The organism is Parasedimentitalea psychrophila, from assembly GCF_030285785.1.
Classification (GTDB): domain Bacteria; phylum Pseudomonadota; class Alphaproteobacteria; order Rhodobacterales; family Rhodobacteraceae; genus Parasedimentitalea; species Parasedimentitalea psychrophila.
Window position 1 is genome coordinate 1,647,723 of the sequence record NZ_CP127247.1, and the last position, 19,991, is coordinate 1,667,713.

Consider the following 19,991-nt stretch of genomic DNA (forward strand, 5'->3'; position numbering starts at 1 on the left):
TTACTTGACCCGTTTGTTCCGCATCGCAATCAGCTTTAAGCGTAGGGCCTGCAATTGAATAAAGCCAGCCGCATCTTTTTGATCATATGCGCCTGCGTCATCCTCAAAGGTCACATGCTCTTCGGAATACAGCGAATGGTCGGACCAGCGACCAACACAAGAGGCGGAGCCCTTGTACAGTTTCAGCCGCACGGTGCCGGTGACATGGGTCTGGCTGGCGTCGATGGCGGCCTGCAGCATTTCACGCTCGGGCGAATACCAGAAGCCGTTGTAGATCAGCTCGGCGTATTTTGGCATCAACTCGTCTTTGAGATGCATGGCGCCGCGATCCATGGTGATCGATTCAATGCCGCGGTGAGCTTCCAGCAGCAGGGTGCCGCCGGGGGTCTCGTAGATGCCGCGTGATTTCATGCCAACAAAGCGGCCCTCAACCAGGTCCAGACGGCCACAACCGTGTTTGCCGCCCAGCTCGTTCAGTTTGGTCAGGATGGTGGCGGGCGACATCGCCTCGCCATTGATGCTGACTGCATCGCCTTGCTCGAAACCGACTTCGATGAATTCGGGAGTGTTGGGGGCGTCTTCGGGATGCACGGTGCGCTGATAGACGTAATCGGGCGCCATCACGGCCGGATCTTCCAGCACTTTGCCCTCAGAAGAGGTGTGCAGCAGGTTGGCATCCACCGAGAACGGCGCCTCGCCACGTTTGTCTGTGGCCACCGGAATCTGGTTCTGCTCGGCAAATTCCAGCAATTTGGTGCGCGAGGACAGGTCCCAGATCCGCCAGGGTGCGATCACCTTGATGTCAGGGTTCAGCGCGTAAGCCGCCAGTTCAAACCGAACCTGATCGTTGCCCTTGCCGGTGGCGCCGTGTGCAATAGCGTCTGCACCCACAGCCTCGGCGATCTCGACCAGACGTTTGGAGATCAGCGGGCGGGCGATTGAAGTGCCCAGCAGATAGAGGCCCTCATAGACCGCATTGGCACGGAACATCGGGAACACGAAGTCGCGGACAAATTCTTCGCGGACGTCTTCGATATAGATGTTTTCCGGCGGGATCCCCAGCAATTCAGCCTTGGCGCGGGCGGGCTCCAGCTCTTCGCCCTGACCCAGATCGGCGGTAAAGGTGACAACCTCGCAGCCGTACTCGGTCTGCAGCCATTTCAGGATGATCGAGGTATCAAGGCCACCGGAATAGGCCAGAACAACTTTTTTGGGCGCGGACATGGGTTTTTCCTCTTAAGCAGAACGATTGGCCGATATCTGTTTTCACGCAGGAGGGCAAGGTTTTCCGGGCTTCTCATGACCTGCCGCTGCGTCTAATGTCGTGGGCAGAGAGTGTATGATATTTGAGAGGACGGGATATGAAAGGTTGGAGCATATTTGCTCATTCGGTGGGAATGGTGACTCGTAACCTGCCAGAGGCATTGCGGATTGCCCTGGTGCCGGTGTTGATTGGGTTTGCACTGATCGTCGCCTTAACAGTGATGACCGGGCTGTCCATTGGCACTATGTCTGACCCGGAGGCGATGGACAAGATGATGCGGGACGGCGGTATGGGGGCATTCTTTTTTCCGTTTATCCTGTTCGCCATCGTGTTCATTGTGATCGAGCTGTGGATATTTGTGTCTTGGCATCGGTTTATCCTGCTCGAGGAGTATCCCACAGGTTGGATCCCGGAATTTCGATTTGATCGTATCATGGCCTATTTGGGCCGTGGGTTTTTGATCGGGGTTATCATGGTGGCAATGTGGATTCCGGTGATGTTGGCGGTAACGATCTTGGGTCCTTTGGGGGTTCTGATCATGCTGGGAGCGATGTTCTTTTCGGTTGTCCTGGTCTATCGGCTGGTTGCTATTCTGCCCGCCGCCGCCATTGGTGAGCCACTGACAGTTGGTCAGGCGTGGGAGGCCACCAGGGGGGCGTCTGGAACGATTCTGGTGTTGGTCTTTGTCATTTTTGTGGCGCAATTTTTACTGCAGCTTGTGACCGCCCTGTCGCTGATGGTTTTCCCGCCGTTTGGCATTGTCTTTCAGCTGTTTGTTGCCCTGGTGATGTCATTGGTAAACGTCAGCATCCTGACCACGTTTTATGGTCATTATGTCGAAGGTCGCGAGATCGGGTCCTAAATATGCCTTACGCTCGCCCCTTGCCTTGGGGGCGGGCATAGGCCACTCAATAAGACATGACTGATTTCCAGACCCAGGCCCGTGCCGCCGAAGCCGCCATGCGCGATGTTTTTCCCGCCACACCGCTGCAGCGCAATGCGCATCTGTCCGACCGCTTTGGCGCCGAGATTTATCTGAAACGCGAAGATCTGAGCCCGGTGCGATCCTACAAGATTCGCGGTGCCTATAATGCGATGCGCAAGCAGCCGGATCAGGATCTGTTTGTCTGTGCCAGTGCCGGTAATCATGCCCAGGGTGTTGCCTTTATGTGCAGTCACATGGGGGTAAAGGGTGTGATCTTCATGCCGGTGACGACGCCGCAGCAAAAGATCCAGAAAACCCGGATATTTGGTGGCGATCAGATCGAAATCCACCTGGTTGGGGACTATTTTGACGATACTCTTGCGGCGGCGCAGGAATGGTGCCAGCGCGAGGGCGGGTATTTTTTATCACCGTTTGACGATGCGGATGTGATCGAAGGCCAAAGCTCGATCGCGGTTGAGATTGAGGCGCAATTGGGCCGGGTGCCCGATCATGTGATCTTGCCGGTGGGCGGCGGTGGCATGTCGTCAGGTGTGGTGTCCTGGTTCGGCGACCGGGTGCATTGCCTGTTTGTTGAACCTGCGGGCGGCGCTTGCCTGCGGGCGGCTCTGACGGCCGGCCATCCGGTGTCGCTGGACCGTGTCGATACCTTTGTTGATGGCGCTGCGGTGGGGCGCATTGGGGTGCTGCCCTTTGCCCAGTTACAACATGTGCCGCTGCCGGATGTGCTGAGCATTTCCGAGGATCGGATCTGTACCACCATGATCGAAATGCTGAATGTGGAGGGCATCGTTCTGGAGCCGGCCGGCGCATTGGCGGTTGAGGCACTGGGCGATGTGCGCTCGTGGATCCGTGGCAAAACAGTGGTTTGTGTCACCTCAGGTGGTAATTTTGATTTTGAACGACTGCCCGAGGTCAAGGAGCGCGCACAGCGTTACTCTGGGGTTAAAAAATATTTCCTGCTGCGATTGCCGCAGCGCCCCGGTGCGTTGAAAGAATTCCTTGGTATTCTGGGACCGGAAGACGATATCGCCAGATTTGAATACATGAAAAAATCAGCGCGCAACTTTGGCTCGGTGCTGATCGGCATTGAAACCAAACGACCCGAGAATTTTCCGAAACTTTTTGCCCGGCTTGATGCGGCCGGTTTCACCTACACTGACATCACCAACGACGAAACGCTGGCCCAGTTTGTGATTTGAACCGGCTCTGGGGCAGTTAAAACCGGGTTGGCAATTCGTCGATGAACATCGTCTTGGAGGTTTGATATTCTGCAATAATAGCCGCAACATCGACTGTTTCGGCCTGGCCGTGGGCAGATCTAGTTTCACCATCCTGGCACAGCGATGAAAAGGCCTGAAATCCAAGGCTGAGCGCGCTGCCTTTGAGAAAGTGCAAATCCTGTTCTAGCTGTGTTCGGTCGATGTTTTTGCTGAGTTTGCCAATGACTTCCTCAACCTCTTCCATGAATAGATCGACAACTTCACCAAAATCTTCCGCGCCGACTTCTGCACGCAACTCTGTCACTCTTGGCCAGTCAATCATGGAGTAATTCCTGTTAAAAAAGTCTAATTTCACGATTTTGGCAGCAAGGGGTGAAATTATGGTGAACGGGAGAAAGAATATCAAATTGTAGGATTCATAGCTTATTAAGCGACAAGTATGATATTGCTATCAGTTACTGCACATCTGCCGAGATTAACGAGGTTCCATCTGTGTTGCCAGACAGTACATTTAATAACGAAGAGCAGGTCGACAATGGATCGATCCGGCGTGTTCTGGTTGTCGATGACAGTCGGCTGCAGCGCCGCATTCTGGTGGCGTCGTTAAAAAAATGGGGATTTGAGGTTACCGAGGCTGAAAGCGGTGAAGTGGCAATGGAGATCTGTACTCAAGATCCGCCGGACCTGATTCTCAGCGACTGGATGATGCCCGGCATGAGTGGTCTGGAATTTTGTCGTGAATTCCGCAAGCAGTCTAATGAAATTTACAGCTATTTTATCCTGCTGACGTCAAAAAGTGAAAAGAACGAAATTGCCGAGGGGCTGGATGCTGGTGCGGATGACTTCCTGACCAAGCCGGTCAATTCGGACGAGTTGCGCGCCCGGATCTCTGCAGGGGAACGCATTTTGCGGATGCAGCGTGAATTGTCAGAGAAAAACCGCATTGTTTCCGATACTTTGGACGAGTTGCAACGGGTCTATGATGCGATTGACAAGGATCTGGTGCAGGCGCGCAAAATCCAACAATCCCTGGTGCCTGAACTGTCACGCAAATTTGGCGCGTCTTCCGTTAGTCTGCTGCTCAAGCCCTGTGGCCATATTGGCGGCGATCTTGTGGGAATGTTCTCTCCCGGGGTGAACCGCCTGGGCTTTTACTCAATTGATGTTTCCGGGCACGGGATTACCTCGGCGATGATGACCGCCCGTCTTGGCGGATATCTGTCTTCGACGTATTTTGATCAGAATGTGGCGATGGAAAAGCGGTTCAACCGGTTCTATGCGCTGCGCCAGCCCGAAGACGTGGCCAGCCTGCTAAACGCGCGGTTGATTGCCGACACCGGGATCGAAGAATATTTTACGATGGCCTATTGCATCGTCGATCTGCGCAGCGGTGTCCTGAAGTTGGTTCAGGCCGGTCACCCGCACCCCTTGGTTCTGCGTCGGGATGGATCGACTGAATTTCTGGGTGAAGGGGGGGTCCCGGTGGGGTTGCTCCCTGATATTCCCTATTCCCAGATAGAAACAGTCATGGAGCCGGGCGACCGGCTGCTGCTTTATTCTGACGGATTTACCGAAGCCCGGCTGGAGAATGGTGAGATGCTGGAGCCGGAGGGGCTTTTGGAGCTGGTTGCCAAATGTGATTCTCAGCATAGCGGCCAGGAATTTCTGGATGATCTGTACTGGAACCTCACCCAGGTGATGTCGTCTGAATATGGCCTGGAAGACGATGTCTCAGCCACGGTGTTTGAATATAACGGCCCTTGAAGCTTTGCACCAAACGCCCCGCGCCCGTTGTCAGATCATCAAAGATGACCTGACTTCCGTTGGGGCCCAAGGTCCGCGGCGGGTGTTTTGTTGTTTCAAAAACCTGCCATTTGCAGGGCGATCTGTGCGGCAAAGTGGCGATCCCCAGGATTGCCAAGCAGGCTGGCCGCCTTTTGCTGGTCAATCCAGACGGGCTGGTGACCTTTTTCCCTTGGTGGGCCAAGCCGCAGAGCTGGCCGCGCAATATAGATGTGGCAGAGTTTTTCTGCCCATAAGTCATACTCGGGCATATAGACAAACCGCCGAAATACCCCAATTTTCTGGGGTGTGGAGATGCTCCAACCGGTTTCTTCGTGGACTTCGCGGTGCAGCGCAGTGAGTGGTGATTCGCCAGGATCTATGCCGCCGCCGGGCAATTGCAGGTCTGGGTCAGGGTCAGACTGGCAGGTAAGCAAAAAGCACCCATCCCGAGGCAACAAAGCATAGGCGCCGGGGCGGCGATGATAGTGTCGGCCCTTTTGTGGTGGCTCTCCAAATCGTCTGATCACGCGGTGACCCCTTTCATCCAAATATGATACGCCTATATAGGCTCGATATGCCAACCCCGGGCGTGCAAGGAAACCCCCATGACTCTTGGATCAAAAATCGCATGGGACGATACCGTCCTGCCATTCCAACTGGATACTGTCGACATGCGTGGCCGCGTGGCGCGGCTGGACGGTGTGCTTGATGGAATTCTAAAGCAACATGATTACCCAAAGCAGGTCGAGGCCCTGGTAGCCGAGATGGCAGTGCTGACCGCGCTGATTGGCCAGACGATCAAATTGCAGTGGAAATTATCGCTGCAAGTGCAATCCAAAGGCCCGGTGCGAATGATCGCCACCGACTATTACGCGCCGCAGACCGAGGGCGCGCCGGCCCGGATTCGCGCCTATGCCAGCTTTGATGCTGACCGGCTGACCGACGGCACTCCGTTTGATCAGGTTAGCGATGGCTATTTCGCGGTGATGATCGACCAGGGCGAGGGCAATAAGCCCTATCAGGGCATCACCTCGCTGGAGGGTGACAGCATTTCGGCCTGTGCCGAAGCCTATTTCGCCCAGTCCGAGCAATTGCCGACACGGTTCAGCCTCAGCTTTGGGACATCCATGGTGCCGGGCGGCGCCGAACACTGGCGTGCTGGCGGCATCATGTTGCAGCACATGCCCAAGGCGTCGCCGTTTGTTGCCCAATCCGAAGCGGTGCAAGACAACCTGACCGCCGCAGATCTGGTCGAGGGCGAAGAAGGCGAGAACTGGAATCGGGTCAATATCCTGCTGGATACGGTCGAGGATCTGGAGCTGGTCGGCCCCTTGGTGCCGCCCAAGGATCTTCTTCTTCGTTTGTTCCACGAGGAATCGCCCCGGGTATTTGACCCGCAGGCGGTTAGATTTGGCTGTACCTGTTCCGAAGATAGGGTGCGTCAAAGCCTGTCGATTTATTCGGCCGGCGACCTCGAAACAATGACCACCGACGCGGGGCGAATAACCGCTGACTGTCAATTTTGCAGCGCTCATTACGATCTCGACCCGACAACGGTTGGATTTGACGCGAAAAATCCACCGGGTGCCTGAGCTGATCGAAACCCTGCGGGCGGCGCTGGATCATCCCGGTGACGGCTCGTCTGATTTCGATCTGAACCCCGATTTCAAACTGCCGGCAGGGCGCAAATTGCGTGCTGCCGGCGTGCTGGTCGCCATTTCCCTTGCCGGCGCTACGCCGCAGGTTTTTCTGACCAAACGCTCCTCTGCCTTGAAACATCACCCCGGCCAGATTGCATTTCCCGGCGGCAAGCAGGACGAGGGCGACAAGGATGTGACCGCCGCCGCCCTGCGCGAAGCCTGGGAGGAAATTGGCCTGCCGCGTCACCTGCCGCAGGTTATCGGCCATTTGCCAGAGCATGAAACCGTCACCGGGTTTCGCGTCACGCCAGTGGTGGCGCTGCTGGAGCAGGGTTTTCAGCTGCGCCCCGAACCGGGCGAAGTGGACGAGGTGTTTTTGGTGCCACTGGCGCATCTGCTGAATCTGGAGAACTATATCATCGAATCCCGCCGCTGGCGCGGGGTGCAGAGGCACTATTTTACCGTGCCATATGGCCCCTATTATATCTGGGGTGCCACGGCGCGAATGTTGCATGAACTTGCTGTGCGGATGAAATGATGACCCGAATTGATCAACCCTGGTTAAAAGATGCCGCCACCCAAGCGGTTTGCGACGCGATCACTGCCGAGGGCGCCCTGTTGCTTTTTGTCGGCGGTAGCGTGCGAAATGCGCTGATGGGCGTGGCGGTGTCGGACCTGGATCTCGCCACCGATGCCCATCCCGAAACAGTGATGAAACTGGCAAAGCAGGCTGGGTTGAAGGTTATTCCAACCGGGATCGACCATGGGACAGTTACAGTGATCAGCGGTGGTATCCCGTTTGAAATTACCACTTTTCGCAAGGATGTCGCCACCGACGGCCGCCGCGCCACCGTGGCCTTTGCCAGTGATATTGCTGACGACGCCGCGCGGCGCGATTTCACCATGAATGCAATTTATGCCCGCCCGGATGGCCGTGTCGTTGATCCGTTGGGGGGCATGGCTGATCTGGAGACCCGACGGGTTCGCTTCATTGGCACCGCGCAAAACCGTATCCGCGAGGATTACCTGCGCTCGCTGCGGTATTTCCGGTTTCACGCCTGGTATGGCGACCCCGAGGCTGGATTTGACCCCGAGGCGCTGGCCGCGATTGCCGCCAATCTGGAGGGCTTGGGCCAATTGTCACGCGAGCGGGTTGGCGCTGAAATGTTGAAATTACTGGCGGCTGAGGATCCGGCCCCTTCGGTGGCTGCGATGCGCCAGTCTGGCGTGTTGCAGGAACTTCTACCCGGATCCGATGACCGCGCGCTGGCCCCTTTGGTTCACTTTGAGGCCGGCTTGATAGCCAATCCGATCCGCCGTCTTGCGGCTTTGGGTGGGCCGGACATGGGCGGGCATCTGCGGCTTAGCAAGGCGCAGATGGTCAGTTGGACCACTCTGCGCGCACAAGCTGTCGCAACCACCGGCGCCGCCGAACTGGGATATCGTCTGGGCGAGGCGCAGGCGCGGGACGTTCTACTGCTGCGTGCCGCCTTGCTGGAACAGCCCCTAAATGTCAATTTAGAGACTGATATTGCAAGGGGCGCTGCTGCAAAGTTCCCGCTTTCAGCCCGCGATTTGATGCCGGAGATCACGGGCAAGGCGCTGGGTGACACCCTCAAACGGCTCGAGGCGGATTGGATCGCTTCGGCGTTCACGCTCACCCGGGATGGCTTGCTGGCCAAAGGCGCTTAAAAAGCGGCGCAACCAAAGCGCGTGACAAAGCCCAAAAACTGTCCTACGCATGATCCACAAATGACTGTCAGATGACGGAGGAATGCATATGTATCGTGGGATCTGGTTCAGCTAACGCCGATATCCTTCCCAATTGACCGGGGGGCTTCGGCGCCGCCTCTGTCTGCATTTGCATATCTTTTTAGCTCATCTGGAGCACCGTCATGTTTCGTTACTTCGAAAACCTTGTAGATCCCTATTGCGATTATCCTGAAGTGGACAGTCCGCCAACGCGGTTGTGGCCTTTTATGCGCGACTATTGCCGCCCCTTCACCCGCATCTTTATCTGGACCGCGTTGATGTCGCTTGTGGTCGCCGCGATCGAGGTCGGGCTGATCTATTACATGGGCCGGATGATTGATTACTTTGGAGAGGGTCCCGAGCAGGTCTGGGCCAACTACGGCACCGAGCTGATCCTAGTGTCGATGTTCATCCTGTTCATCCGTCCGGTGCTGCAATTGCTGGATGTTGTGTTGCTGAACAACGCCATTCTGCCCAATTTGGGCACGCTGATCCGCTGGCGGGCGCACCGGCATGTGCTGCGCCAATCGGTGGGCTGGTTTGAAAACGATTTTGCCGGCCGTATCGCCAATCGCATCATGCAAACGCCCCCCGCTGCCGGCGAGGTGGTGTTTCAGGTGTTCGACGCCATTTCCTATTCGCTGGCCTATTTGATCGGCGCGGCGCTGTTGTTGATGATGGCGGATGTGCGGCTGCTGCTGCCGATGCTGATCTGGTTTGTCCTCTACGGGCTGCTGGTGCGCTGGACGGTGAAACGGGTGGGGCCGGCCTCGCAGGCTTCGTCTGATGCGCGCTCGGCGGTGACCGGCTTGGTGGTTGATGCCTACTCCAACATCCATTCGGTCAAAATGTTTGCCCATCACGATCTGGAAGTGACGGGCGCCAAACGTGTTATCGAGAAAACGCGCAAAACATTTCAGACCGAAATGCGGATTTTTACGGTGATGGATGCGGTCTTGGTCAGCCTGAATGGCCTGCTGATTGTCGGTGTCGTTGGCTGGGCGATCTATCTGTGGATGTTGGGGCAAGCCTCGGTTGGGGTGATTGCTGCCGCCGCCACGCTGACCCTGCGGCTCAACGCGATGACCGGCTGGATCATGTGGGCGCTGACCTCGTTCTTTCGCCAGTTGGGGGTGGTGGCCGAGGGTATGCAAACCATTGCCCAGCCGATTGATCTGGTCGATGCGGCCAATGCCACCCCGCTGCAATTGAGTGCCGGTGAGATCGAGTTGCGCAACCTGAGCCATCATTATGGTCGCGGGGTCGGCGGATTGGATCATATCAACCTGACTATCAAGCCGGGCGAGAAAATTGGCCTGATTGGCCGCTCAGGGGCTGGTAAATCGACCTTGGTCAAGCTGTTGCTGCGGTTCTACGACACCGAAAGCGGCCAGGTTCTGATCGATGGGCAGGACATTCGCACCGTCACCCAGGACAGCCTGCGCAGCAATATCGGCATGGTGCAGCAGGACAGCTCGCTGCTGCACCGCTCGGTGCGGGAAAATATCCTGTATGGCCGCCCCGAGGCGAGCGAAGAGCAGATGATAGCCGCCGCCAAACAGGCCGAAGCACATGATTTCATTCTGGATCTGCAGGATCCTCAGGGCCGGCGGGGCTATGATGCGCAAGTTGGTGAACGCGGCGTGAAACTGTCCGGCGGCCAACGTCAGCGGGTGACCCTGGCGCGGGTTATCCTGAAAAACGCGCCGATTCTGCTGCTCGACGAGGCCACCAGCGCGCTGGACAGCGAGGTCGAAGCGGTGATCCAAGCGACGCTATACGGTATGATGCAGGGCAAGACGGTGATTGCGATTGCACATAGGCTGTCCACCATCGCACAAATGGATCGCATTCTGGTGCTGGACCAGGGCCGCATCGTCGAGGAAGGTAGCCACGACGACCTGTTGGCAGCACAGGGGCAATATGCCCAGTTCTGGGCCCGGCAATCGGGCGGATTTCTCAATGTCGAGGCAGCGGAATGAATATTGGCAATTGGATCGATGCATTTCGACCGGCGTCAGGCCCGCCACCGCAAACCCTGTGGGCCTTTTTGCGCTGGTGTCTGTCGGGGGCCTGGCCGATGTTGGGCTTGGCAGCGCTGTGCTCTTCCTTGGCCGGCGCGATGGAGGCCGGCACCGCCTATATTCTGGGTCAGGTGATCGACACCGCCAATACCAGCGGCCCGGATATGTTTTTCTCACCCACCAATCTGGCAATGATCGCCGGCGCGATTGGATTCTTTATGGTTCTCAGGCCAATTTTGTTTGGCCTGTCGGCGGCGGCAAACTCTATTATCGTTGGGCCCAATGTTAGCCCACTGGTGCTGTCGCGGCTAAACCGGTGGACGCTGGGCCAATCTGTCAGCTTCTTTGACGATGATTTTGCCGGCCGCATTGCGCAAAAACAGATGCAAACCGCCAGTGCAGTGACCTCGGTGGCAACCGAAGCTATCAACGTGATTGCCTTTGCGCTGGCCTCGCTGGTTGGGTCACTGGCCCTGCTGGGGGTAATTGATCTGCGCATCACTGGCGTATTCATGATTTGGCTGGTGGGCTATTTTGCGCTGATCCGCTGGTTCCTGCCACGTGTACGCAAGCGCGCCGGGGCACGCGCCGGGGCCAAGGCCATGGTGACCGGGCAGGTGGTGGACACCATTACCAATATCAGGACGGTGAAGCTGTTTGCCCATGCCGACCACGAAGAACGGACCGCGCAGGGTGCGATGGGTGATTTTCGGCAAAGGGCGCTGGAATTTGGCTATCTCGCTGCGGGGTTCCGGTTTTGCCTGATGACGTTGGCCGGGTTGCTGCCCGTGCTGCTGATTGGTGCCACGCTGGTGCTATGGCAATCGGGGCAGGCCACCGAGGGCGACATTGTTGCCGCTGGGGCCGTGTCGATCCGCATTGCTCAGATGACCGGATGGGTTAGCTTTACCCTGATGGCGATCTACTCGCATATTGGCGAAATTGAAAATGGGATGACGACTCTGACCAGCCGCAACCGGGTCGAAGATGCCAGCAATGCTGTGGATCTGGTCGTGCGGCGCGGAGAGATCATTTTTGACAACGCAGGTTTTGCATATGGCCGCGATATTGGGGGTATCCAGGGTATTTCCTTGACCATTAAACCGGGCGAAAAAATAGGCATCGTTGGCGCCTCGGGGGCAGGTAAATCCACCTTGGTTTCGCTACTATTGCGGCTCTATGAAGGCGAAAGTGGCCGAATTCTGATTGATGGTCAGGACATCGCAGCGGTCAGTCAGAACTCGCTCCGCAGTCAGATCGGCATGGTCACCCAGGAAACCGCGATGTTCAACCGGTCGGCGCGGGACAATATCTTGTACGGTCGCCCCGACGCCAGCGAGGAAGAGATGTTTGACGCCGCCCGCAAGGCCGAGGCGGATGACTTCATCGCTTTGTTGCAGGATGGGCAGGGCCGTCAGGGCTATGACGCCCATCTCGGTGAACGGGGGGTGAAACTGTCGGGTGGCCAGCGTCAACGCATTGCTCTGGCCCGTGCTATTTTGAAAGATGCACCAATTCTTGTGCTCGACGAGGCCACTTCGGCCCTGGATTCCGAGGTCGAGGCGGCGATCCAGTCGGCCTTGTCACGGGTGATGCGGGGCAAGACGGTGCTGGCCATTGCCCACCGGCTGTCGACGCTCAGCGAAATGGACCGAATCATCGTGATGGAGGACGGCCGTATCGCCGAAAGCGGCAGCCATGATCAGCTTTTGGCGCGGGCTGGGCTCTATGCGCAGTTCTGGGCCCGCCAATCTGGTGGCTTTATCCGCACCGAGACCGAAACAAAGGCAGAAACAAAGGCAGCAGAATAAGTTTTTTGCCAAAGCGGCCCGCTGTCTATATCAGGGCGCCCATGAGTACATCAGCTAGAACCACCGCCACCATCACGCGTCTCGGCCACCAAGGCGACGGAGTCGCCGAAGGCCCTCTGTTTGCCCCGCGCACCCTTCCGGGTGAAGTGGTGACAGGAGTTGTCGCCGGCAGCGCAATGGGTGACATTCGCATCGAAACACCCTCGGAGCACCGGGTGCAAGCCCCGTGCCGCCACTACAAATCCTGTGGCGGTTGCCAGTTGCAGCACGCCGATGATGATTTTGTGGCTGAGTGGAAGCAGGGCATAGTTCGCCACGCGCTGGGCGCTCAGGGGCTGGAAACCACGTTTCGTCCCGTCCACACTTCGCCGCCGCGATCCCGTCGCCGCGCCACTCTGGCGGTTCGACGCACCAAAAAGGGCGCGATGGCCGGGTTTCATGGCCGTGCTTCGGGGGTCATCACTGAGATCCCGGATTGTCACCTTCTAGACCCGGATCTGTTGGCAGCCATTCCAATGGTCGAAGATCTGGCGCAGATCGGCGCCAGCCGCAAGACGCCGCTAGCCGTCACCGTAACCCTGTCGGACATTGGTCTGGATGTGTTGGTGAAGAACGGCAAGCCGCTGGATGGGCCGCTGCGCATGTTATTGGCGCAATCGGTGGAAAAGCTGGGTATCACCCGGCTGACTTGGGATGATGAACAGATCGCCATGACCCAGCCCCCCACGCAGACCTTTGGTCCTGCTAAGGTCTGCCCGCCTCCGGGCAGTTTCCTGCAGGCCACCCGCGAGGGCGAGGCGGCCCTGTTGGCTGCGGTGCAGGAAATCGTTCAGGGTTCCAAACGAATCGTCGATCTGTTTGCCGGCTGCGGCACCTTTGCGCTGCCGCTGGCCAAAAACGCCGAGATCCTGGCCGTCGAGGGCGACCCGGAGATGGTGCAGGCGCTGGAGGCCGGCTGGCGTCAGGCCAAGGGTCTGAAAGTGGTCAAGGCTGTCGCCCGTGACCTGTTTCGCCGCCCGATGATGCCGGATGAACTGAACCCCTTTGGTGCGTTCTACGAGGCGGCAGTGATCGACCCCCCGCGCTCTGGCGCCGAATCTCAGGTCGCTGAACTGATCAAGGCCCGCACCCGAACCATCGCCTATGTGTCCTGTAATCCGGTCACCTTTGCCCGCGATGCTAAGTCTCTGGTTGGTGCTGGGTATCAGTTGAACTGGGTTCAGGTTGTTGACCAGTTCCGCTGGGCAGCCCATACCGAACTGGTTGCGTCCTTCACCCTTGCCGATTGAACCTATGCCCGGATTTTTATCATGTCCCTGATTCAACGTATGGCGGCCGTTTTGGAAAACGCCCGTTTTGGTCACTTCATCACCATCGTCATTGTGATCAATGCGGTGACATTGGGACTGGAAACCTCGCCCTCAGTCATGGCGCGGTCTGGCGTGATTATCAGTCTGATCGATGAACTCTGTTTAACGATCTTTGTGCTCGAAATTCTGGCCAAGCTGGTGGTGTCCCGGCATCGGTTTTTCCTGAATGGATGGAATGTCTTCGATTTCATAATCGTTGGTATTGCGCTGGTTCCGGGGGCGCAGGGGCTTTCGGTGCTGCGGGCGCTGCGAATTCTGCGGGTATTGCGGGTTATTTCGGTGGCCCCCAGCCTGCGCCGGGTGGTCGAGGGCTTCATCACCGCATTGCCGGGCATGGGGTCGGTGTTCCTGCTGATGGCGATTATTTTCTACATCGGCTCGGTGATTGCCACCAAACTGTTCGGGGGCCTCTTTCCGCAATGGTTCGGGACCTTGGGGGGCAGCGCCTATTCGCTGTTCCAGATCATGACGCTGGAAAGCTGGTCCATGGGCATTGTGCGTCCGGTGATGGAGATCTTCCCCTATGCTTGGGTGTTCTTTGTGCCCTTTATCATGGTCACCACATTTGCCGTGGTGAACCTGCTGGTGGGTCTGATCGTGAACTCGATGCAGGACGCGCATAGCGTTGAAGATACCGAGCGAACCGACGCGTACCGCGATCTGGTTCTCGCGCGACTTGAGGCCATCGAGCAGCGGTTGCCGCCGCAAATTGAGGTGATTGAGCAACGGTCGCGGCCACATATTGAGACACTTTCCAAAAAGTGATTTTGGTTAACGCAGTATTTGGCGGTAATTTGGCAAAAAGACCCCAAAAAAAGATGAGATCAGAGCAGTATGGACAGACGAGCATTTGGATTGGGCGCGGCCGCGACCCTGGCTTCGGCGGGCTGCAGTGGCGCCAGCAACAGATTCCAGAGCTATCAGGGCGCTGAGGTCACCGGCGTGGTCGTCAATAAAGGCGCCAGAAAGCTGTATCTGCTTCACAATGAAGAGATTCTGCGCGAATATAAAATTGATCTGGGCTTTGCTCCGGTCGGGGCCAAGACGGTTGAGGGGGACGGCAAAACCCCTGAGGGCACCTATGTCATCAATCGCCGCAATGCCAATAGCTCCTATCATCTGTCGGTCGGCATTTCATATCCCAACTCTCAGGATGTTGCCGAGGCCAGTGCCATCGGGCAACGGCCCGGTGGAGAGATCTTTATTCACGGTCAGCCCAACGATTCGAAGGCCCGCAAACGGGCGGGTCGGGTGGACGACTGGACGGCCGGTTGCATTGCCGTGAATAACGATGAAATCGAAGAGATTTTTGCCATGGTCAAAGATGGCACCGTGATCAGCCTGCGTTTGTAACAGTGTCGCAGATAGGGCAAAGGCGGCTGTGCGCCGCCCTTGATCCGGTGTCTGCCCCGGGGCGAATTAGCTGCCCATCACCAGGGTCCACCAGATCTTGCCATTCTGCTCCTGGAACCACGAGAAGCCCATGTTGACCGCTTTGGGATCCATGATCACGGCTTTTGTGTTGCTGTCTTCCATCCAGGCCGACAGGGTTTCCACTTCGCCCTCATAGGTTTCTGAAATGGCTTCCCCCATCAGAGACCCGGTATATCCGGCGCGGGCGACGCGATCCAGCGGCGACGAGCCGTCCGAGCCAAAGTGCCAGGGGCGGTTCTGAACCGCCATATCCCGGGAATGGGTGGCCGCAGCGGCGTTGAGTGGCGCGTTCAACTGTACCGCAGGCGAGCCGTATGCCTGCCGGAGCGCATTGACCGAATCGAGCATGCGAAACTGAACCTTGTCGGCATTCCGAATGCGATAGGCTTTTCCGCTGCCGCCTGATCCGCCATTTGGAGAAGGGGTACAGGCAACAGCCAGCGTCAACAGGGCCGCCGCAAGAATCAAAAATACACGCTTCATTTTGCACCTTATCTAATGTTTAGATACAGCACTTAGCGATACTGTGGCATTGGCGCAAATGCAGTGGCATCAAAATGCCGCTAGTGACGCGTGTTTGATTTGCGACTGAGGCATTCACGCCATATTATGCGCCAACAGTTTCGATATAGTGCAGGTAGTGACGATCATGTCTTCCAAATCAATTCAATTTCCCTCGAGGCGGCTTTTTTTAGCCGGTACTGCGGCTTTGCTGGCAACGCCGGCCTTGTCCCAGGTCGCTGATCCAGATGGTGAACCGGCGTATGACCCGCTACGTCCGCCGCCTGAGCCGGAACCAGCGGTGCGCCGCAATATCTCGGCATTCCGGGCAAAGAGCTGGCAGCCGTATTTCGACAACCTGAAGAACGGGGCCATTCTGGTCGATATCGACAGCCGCGCCTTGCATTATTGGGCTGCGGATGAGGAGACCTACAAATTGTTTCCGTCATCGGTGCCGCTTTCAGATGACCTGACGCGCCGGGGTCGTACCAAAATTGTGCGTAAAGTCGAAGGTCCGTCTTGGTCACCGACGCCAAACATGCGCAAACGTAATCCAGAGTGGCCAAGCTATGTTGCACCGGGGCCGGACAATCCGTTGGGGACCCATGCATTGTATCTGAGTTGGAAGTATTATCGCATCCATGGAACCCACGATACGCGAAAGATTGGACGAAAGTCTTCCAATGGCTGTATTGGTCTTTATAATGAACATATTGCACAGCTTTTTGGGATGGTAAAAATTGGCACTCAAGTGTTGCTTATTTGACCACAATATAATCCCGCCAGGTCGAGCTCTCTCAACAAGCGTTTGCAATCTTGGGTTTTTACTGGTTAGAAAAACCACGAGGTATGTCTTGGCTGCGTGGGCCATTGTTGAATGGCCGCGCCTTTTTTGGAGGTTAATATGAAAAAACTCGTTCTTGCCGCTGCTCTGTCAGCTGCCGCTTCGACCGCATTTGCTGGTGGTTATTCTGAGCCCGTCGTTGAGCCGATCGTTGTTGTTGAGCAAGCTGAAAGCTCGTCCAGTGGCATCATGCTGCCGCTGCTGATGCTGGTTATCGTTGGCGCTGCCATCGCAAGCAGCTAATTGCTGCGACACAGTTACGGAAAAGGCGGTGGTTTTCCACCGCCTTTTTTGTTGGCCACGACATTGTTCCGAGGCGCGGGCGTCCTGCAAGAGGCGTCATCTGGCACGCATCTTGCAGTTGTTTGAATGGTTCAAGCCTGATCCAGTTCTGCCAGGATCTGACCTAGCGATTCCAGGATCATCCCGACGTCGTCTCGATCAATGGTAAGCGGTGGACGGATTTTCAGGATGTTGTCCTTGGGGCCCTCGCTGCCGATCAAAATCCGATGATCTCGCATCCGGTTTTTGACGTAGGCACATATTTCACGGGCCTCTGATCCATCCGGGTTGATCAACTCGAGCCCCAGGAACAGCCCCATGCCGCGCACATCACCGATGCAGGTATATTGCTGCTGCAGCGCCCTGAGCCCGGCAATCAGCTCCGCGCCCATAACCCGGGCATTGTCCTGCAATCCTTCGTCATCGACGATATCCAGGACTTCCTTGCCAATCCGGCAGGACAGGGTAGATCCACCAAAGGTTGAAAAAAATTCAGGCCCTTGCGCAAAGCTGTCAGCGATTTCCTTGCTGGTGACCAGAACGCCCAGAGGGTGACCATTGCCGATGGGTTTGCCCAGCACGACGATGTCGGGCAGGGCGGCTTGATGTTCAAAGCCAAAGTAGTAATCCCCCAACCGTCCCAGTCCGGTCTGCACTTCGTCGGCAATGCAAACACCACCAGCGGCGCGGATCTTTTGGTAGACCAGGGCCAGATAGCCCTGGGGAGGGATGATCTGACCGCCAACCGAGGGGAATGTCTCGGCGATGAAACCGGCCACAGCATGTCCCCGATTCTGCAGGGCCGCGATGGCGGGATCGACCAGATCCGCATATTTCTGCGCCCGGTCGGGGTCATCACGTTTAATTGATCCGCGATAATCGTCGGCCACCTCGACCAGTTCCACCCAGTCCACCTGACCGGTGCCGCCGGGTGCGTTGAACTTATAGGCCGAGACATCAATCACCCCGGTGGTATTGCCGTGATAGCCGTGATCGGGCGTTACCATGCCTTTGGCCCCGGTATGGGCGCGCGCCAGCCGCAGCGCCAGCTCGTTTGCTTCGGTGCCGGAATTGACAAAGAAGCAGACCTCGAATGGGGCGGGCAGCTTGGAGAGGATCTTTTCCGCAAATGCGGTTTGTGCCGGATGCAGATAGCGGGTGTTGGAGTTGATCCGTTTTAACTGATCCGCCGCCACCGCCTGAATGCGCGGATGGGCGTGGCCGACGTGGGGCACGTTGTTGTAGGCGTCCAGATAGGGGCGCCCCCATTCGTCAAACAGGTGATGCTTCCAGCCGCGGACCAGCATCACCGGATCGCTATAGGTCAGCGACAGGTTGCCGCCAAAATGGGCTTTCCGGCCCGCCAGCACCTCAGCCTTATCGGTGGGCTGGTAGTGCACCTTTGCATCGGGAAGATTTAGCAGCGCCGCCGGGTTCGGGCAGACTGCGCGCCACAGGTACATCTCGTCGGGGTCGCCAACACCGGGCCAGTCGGCCTCGATGCCTTCGGTGGTTAACGCCAACTGGAAATGCACATGTGGTGCCCAGCCACCGTTCTGGCTGGCGTCGCCAAGGCGGCAGAACGCGGCGCCTTTTTCGATCACCTCACCGGGGCGCAGGCGGTCACAGCACTCGGGGCCCAAATGGCCATACAGGGTATAGAAGGCATCGCCCTCGGGGGTTTCATGGCGCAGAATGATGACACCGCCATAATCCAGATGGTTGTCGCGGTTCTCGACCACAAAGACTTCGCCCCGCAGCGGCGCATACAATGGCGTGCCAGCGGCGGCAAACCCATCCACCGCCAGATGCACGGTGCGCCGGTCGCTGGCCTTGTAGGCACCGTTGCGAAAGGCGGCTGCGGTGTAGATCAGCCGTGGCTCGTGATAATAGCCAAGCCACAGACCGTCGCCAAATTCGGCGCCAACACGGGCGGCTTCCTCCAGTGGCATGTGGAACGGATTTTGCGGCCAAGTGGAATTTTCAACCGACAAAGACCCCATTGGAGTGTCTGTCAGCTCAACACCCATCAGCGGTGCAAAGCTGCCGCGCTGGGCCTCCAGATAGGTCATCACCCGGTCAGCCCCATCGACAACCGGCAGCTCACAGGCGGCCCGCAGCCGGGCGGTCAGCAGGCCGGCGTGGAGGAATTGTGTTTCAAGAAACCGCCAGGCCGGCGCCTGCGAGATCACCACATAGGGATCATCGGGATTCTTTGCTGCCTCTAGCGTCGAGTTCACGATGCTGACCGCCAGTCGCGCCCGCAGCAATGGCCAAAGCAAGTCGATCTCGGTCGCGGTCAGCGGGTTGGTGGCGTGATAGCCAGAGACCAAAGCCGCCAGAGCCATCTCGGGGGTTGGATGATCCAGCACGATATAGGCTGCGGCAATGGCGAGATCACAGATCCGGGGCGCGGTGCACATGTCGCCAAGGTCGATCAGGCCAGACACCCGGCGCGGCCCGCTTAGTGCGTCACTTACAAGAATGTTGTAGTCATTGGCATCGTTGTGGATTGCCTGACTGGACAGGCCACCCAGTGTCGGCTCAATCGCGGCAAATCCCTGGGAAATCTCGGTCAGCAGGGCCCGGCGATCCGGATCGGTGATGCAGTCCAGTTTTGGGGCAATCCAGCCGGCCTGCATCAAGTCCCATTTGAAGTCACGCGCCAAGCCGGGGTGGTGAAAATCCTGCAGGGCCTTGCCTGTTTCACCCAGTACCTGACCTAAGTGATGGATCAGCTCCTGCGACTTGGGCGCGATCTTGGCATAACATTGCCCCGGCAATTTATTCTGCAGCCAGACCAGCCGCAAATCACCGTTATCATCCGCCAGTTCCAGCATTGCGGCACCCTTGGGGGTGTGGATCACTCGTGGGCAGGGCAGCTTGGGTGCGCAGGCGGCCAAATGGTCCAGCGCCTTGATCTGCATATCAACCAGCCAGGCCTCGCAGCCGGGGCGCATGGCCTTTAGAATGTAGTCCTGGCCATCGTCGCCCTGGGCCAGAAAATTGAGGTCATATTCCCCATCGAGCCGCGCCAATGTGGCGCTGATGCCCCAGGATGTTTTCAGGACATTTGCCCAATGCAGTTCGCTCATTCATTCCCTCAATTATCAATGTC

18 protein-coding genes are annotated in these 19,991 nt (G+C 57.4%); 13 read left to right on the top strand and 5 right to left on the bottom strand.

Features of this window, described 5'->3' with window-relative positions:
• Complete coding sequence (locus QPJ95_RS07950) at positions 1–1,224, bottom strand: argininosuccinate synthase (protein WP_270917277.1); 1,224 nt, start codon at positions 1,222–1,224, stop codon at positions 1–3.
• Positions 1,225–1,361: 137 nt separating this feature from the next.
• Between QPJ95_RS07950 and QPJ95_RS07955 the strand changes: the two genes are divergently transcribed.
• Both QPJ95_RS07955 and ilvA read left to right on the top strand, forming a co-directional pair.
• Positions 1,362–2,126 carry a hypothetical protein gene (locus tag QPJ95_RS07955; RefSeq protein ID WP_270917278.1) on the top strand — a complete coding sequence of 255 codons (765 nt, stop codon included), beginning with the start codon at positions 1,362–1,364 and terminating at the stop codon, positions 2,124–2,126.
• 56 nt (positions 2,127–2,182) lie between these two features.
• Complete coding sequence (ilvA, locus tag QPJ95_RS07960; protein WP_270917279.1) at positions 2,183–3,409, top strand: threonine ammonia-lyase IlvA; 1,227 nt, start codon at positions 2,183–2,185, stop codon at positions 3,407–3,409.
• A gap of 16 nt (positions 3,410–3,425) precedes the next feature.
• On the opposite strand, the gene QPJ95_RS07965 is transcribed toward ilvA, so the two are convergent.
• The gene (locus QPJ95_RS07965) at positions 3,426–3,752 is read right to left on the bottom strand and encodes an Hpt domain-containing protein (RefSeq protein WP_270917280.1); all 327 of its coding nucleotides are present in this window, start codon (positions 3,750–3,752) and stop codon (positions 3,426–3,428) included.
• 173 nt (positions 3,753–3,925) lie between these two features.
• Between QPJ95_RS07965 and QPJ95_RS07970 the strand changes: the two genes are divergently transcribed.
• A complete protein-coding gene (locus QPJ95_RS07970) occupies positions 3,926–5,194 on the top strand; it encodes a PP2C family protein-serine/threonine phosphatase (protein WP_390923473.1) in 1,269 nt (422 codons plus the stop codon).
• Positions 5,195–5,289: 95 nt separating this feature from the next.
• Here QPJ95_RS07970 and QPJ95_RS07975 read toward each other — a convergent pair whose 3' ends face one another.
• Positions 5,290–5,742 (bottom strand): NUDIX hydrolase, encoded by a 453-nt coding sequence (locus tag QPJ95_RS07975; protein WP_270917282.1) that lies wholly within the window; start codon positions 5,740–5,742, stop codon positions 5,290–5,292.
• A gap of 78 nt (positions 5,743–5,820) precedes the next feature.
• On the opposite strand from QPJ95_RS07975, the gene hslO reads away from it, so the two are divergent.
• From hslO to QPJ95_RS08015, 8 genes are all read left to right on the top strand, one after another.
• The gene (hslO, locus tag QPJ95_RS07980; protein ID WP_270917283.1) at positions 5,821–6,807 is read left to right on the top strand and encodes an Hsp33 family molecular chaperone HslO; all 987 of its coding nucleotides are present in this window, start codon (positions 5,821–5,823) and stop codon (positions 6,805–6,807) included.
• Complete coding sequence (locus QPJ95_RS07985; protein ID WP_390923476.1) at positions 6,779–7,393, top strand: CoA pyrophosphatase; 615 nt, start codon at positions 6,779–6,781, stop codon at positions 7,391–7,393. The genes hslO and QPJ95_RS07985 overlap by 29 nt, the downstream gene beginning before the upstream one ends.
• A complete protein-coding gene (locus QPJ95_RS07990) occupies positions 7,393–8,547 on the top strand; it encodes a CCA tRNA nucleotidyltransferase (RefSeq protein WP_270917284.1) in 1,155 nt (384 codons plus the stop codon). Before QPJ95_RS07985 ends, QPJ95_RS07990 begins: the two co-directional genes overlap by 1 nt.
• A 203-nt stretch (positions 8,548–8,750) precedes the next feature.
• Positions 8,751–10,589 (top strand): ABC transporter ATP-binding protein, encoded by a 1,839-nt coding sequence (locus tag QPJ95_RS07995; protein ID WP_270917285.1) that lies wholly within the window; start codon positions 8,751–8,753, stop codon positions 10,587–10,589.
• Positions 10,586–12,442, top strand: coding sequence for an ABC transporter ATP-binding protein (locus tag QPJ95_RS08000; RefSeq protein WP_270917286.1), 1,857 nt, complete (start codon positions 10,586–10,588; stop codon positions 12,440–12,442). The genes QPJ95_RS07995 and QPJ95_RS08000 overlap by 4 nt, the downstream gene beginning before the upstream one ends.
• A 41-nt stretch (positions 12,443–12,483) precedes the next feature.
• The gene (locus tag QPJ95_RS08005; RefSeq protein WP_270917287.1) at positions 12,484–13,731 is read left to right on the top strand and encodes a class I SAM-dependent RNA methyltransferase; all 1,248 of its coding nucleotides are present in this window, start codon (positions 12,484–12,486) and stop codon (positions 13,729–13,731) included.
• Between the two features lie 21 nt (positions 13,732–13,752).
• Positions 13,753–14,577 (top strand): ion transporter, encoded by an 825-nt coding sequence (locus QPJ95_RS08010; RefSeq protein WP_270917288.1) that lies wholly within the window; start codon positions 13,753–13,755, stop codon positions 14,575–14,577.
• A 69-nt stretch (positions 14,578–14,646) separates the two neighbouring features.
• Positions 14,647–15,165, top strand: coding sequence for a L,D-transpeptidase family protein (locus tag QPJ95_RS08015; protein WP_270917289.1), 519 nt, complete (start codon positions 14,647–14,649; stop codon positions 15,163–15,165).
• Positions 15,166–15,231: 66 nt separating this feature from the next.
• Here QPJ95_RS08015 and QPJ95_RS08020 read toward each other — a convergent pair whose 3' ends face one another.
• The gene (locus QPJ95_RS08020) at positions 15,232–15,729 is read right to left on the bottom strand and encodes a CAP domain-containing protein (RefSeq protein WP_270917290.1); all 498 of its coding nucleotides are present in this window, start codon (positions 15,727–15,729) and stop codon (positions 15,232–15,234) included.
• 166 nt (positions 15,730–15,895) lie between these two features.
• Here QPJ95_RS08020 and QPJ95_RS08025 point away from each other — a divergent pair, with 166 nt between their 5' ends.
• Both QPJ95_RS08025 and QPJ95_RS08030 read left to right on the top strand, forming a co-directional pair.
• On the top strand, positions 15,896–16,513 hold the full coding sequence (locus QPJ95_RS08025; protein WP_270917291.1) for a L,D-transpeptidase: 618 nt from the start codon (positions 15,896–15,898) through the stop codon (positions 16,511–16,513).
• 138 nt (positions 16,514–16,651) lie between these two features.
• Positions 16,652–16,834 carry a hypothetical protein gene (locus QPJ95_RS08030; protein ID WP_270917292.1) on the top strand — a complete coding sequence of 61 codons (183 nt, stop codon included), beginning with the start codon at positions 16,652–16,654 and terminating at the stop codon, positions 16,832–16,834.
• A 131-nt stretch (positions 16,835–16,965) separates the two neighbouring features.
• On the opposite strand, the gene QPJ95_RS08035 is transcribed toward QPJ95_RS08030, so the two are convergent.
• A complete protein-coding gene (locus QPJ95_RS08035; protein WP_270917293.1) occupies positions 16,966–19,968 on the bottom strand; it encodes an aminotransferase class III-fold pyridoxal phosphate-dependent enzyme in 3,003 nt (1,000 codons plus the stop codon).
• Positions 19,969–19,991: the final 23 nt, after the last annotated feature.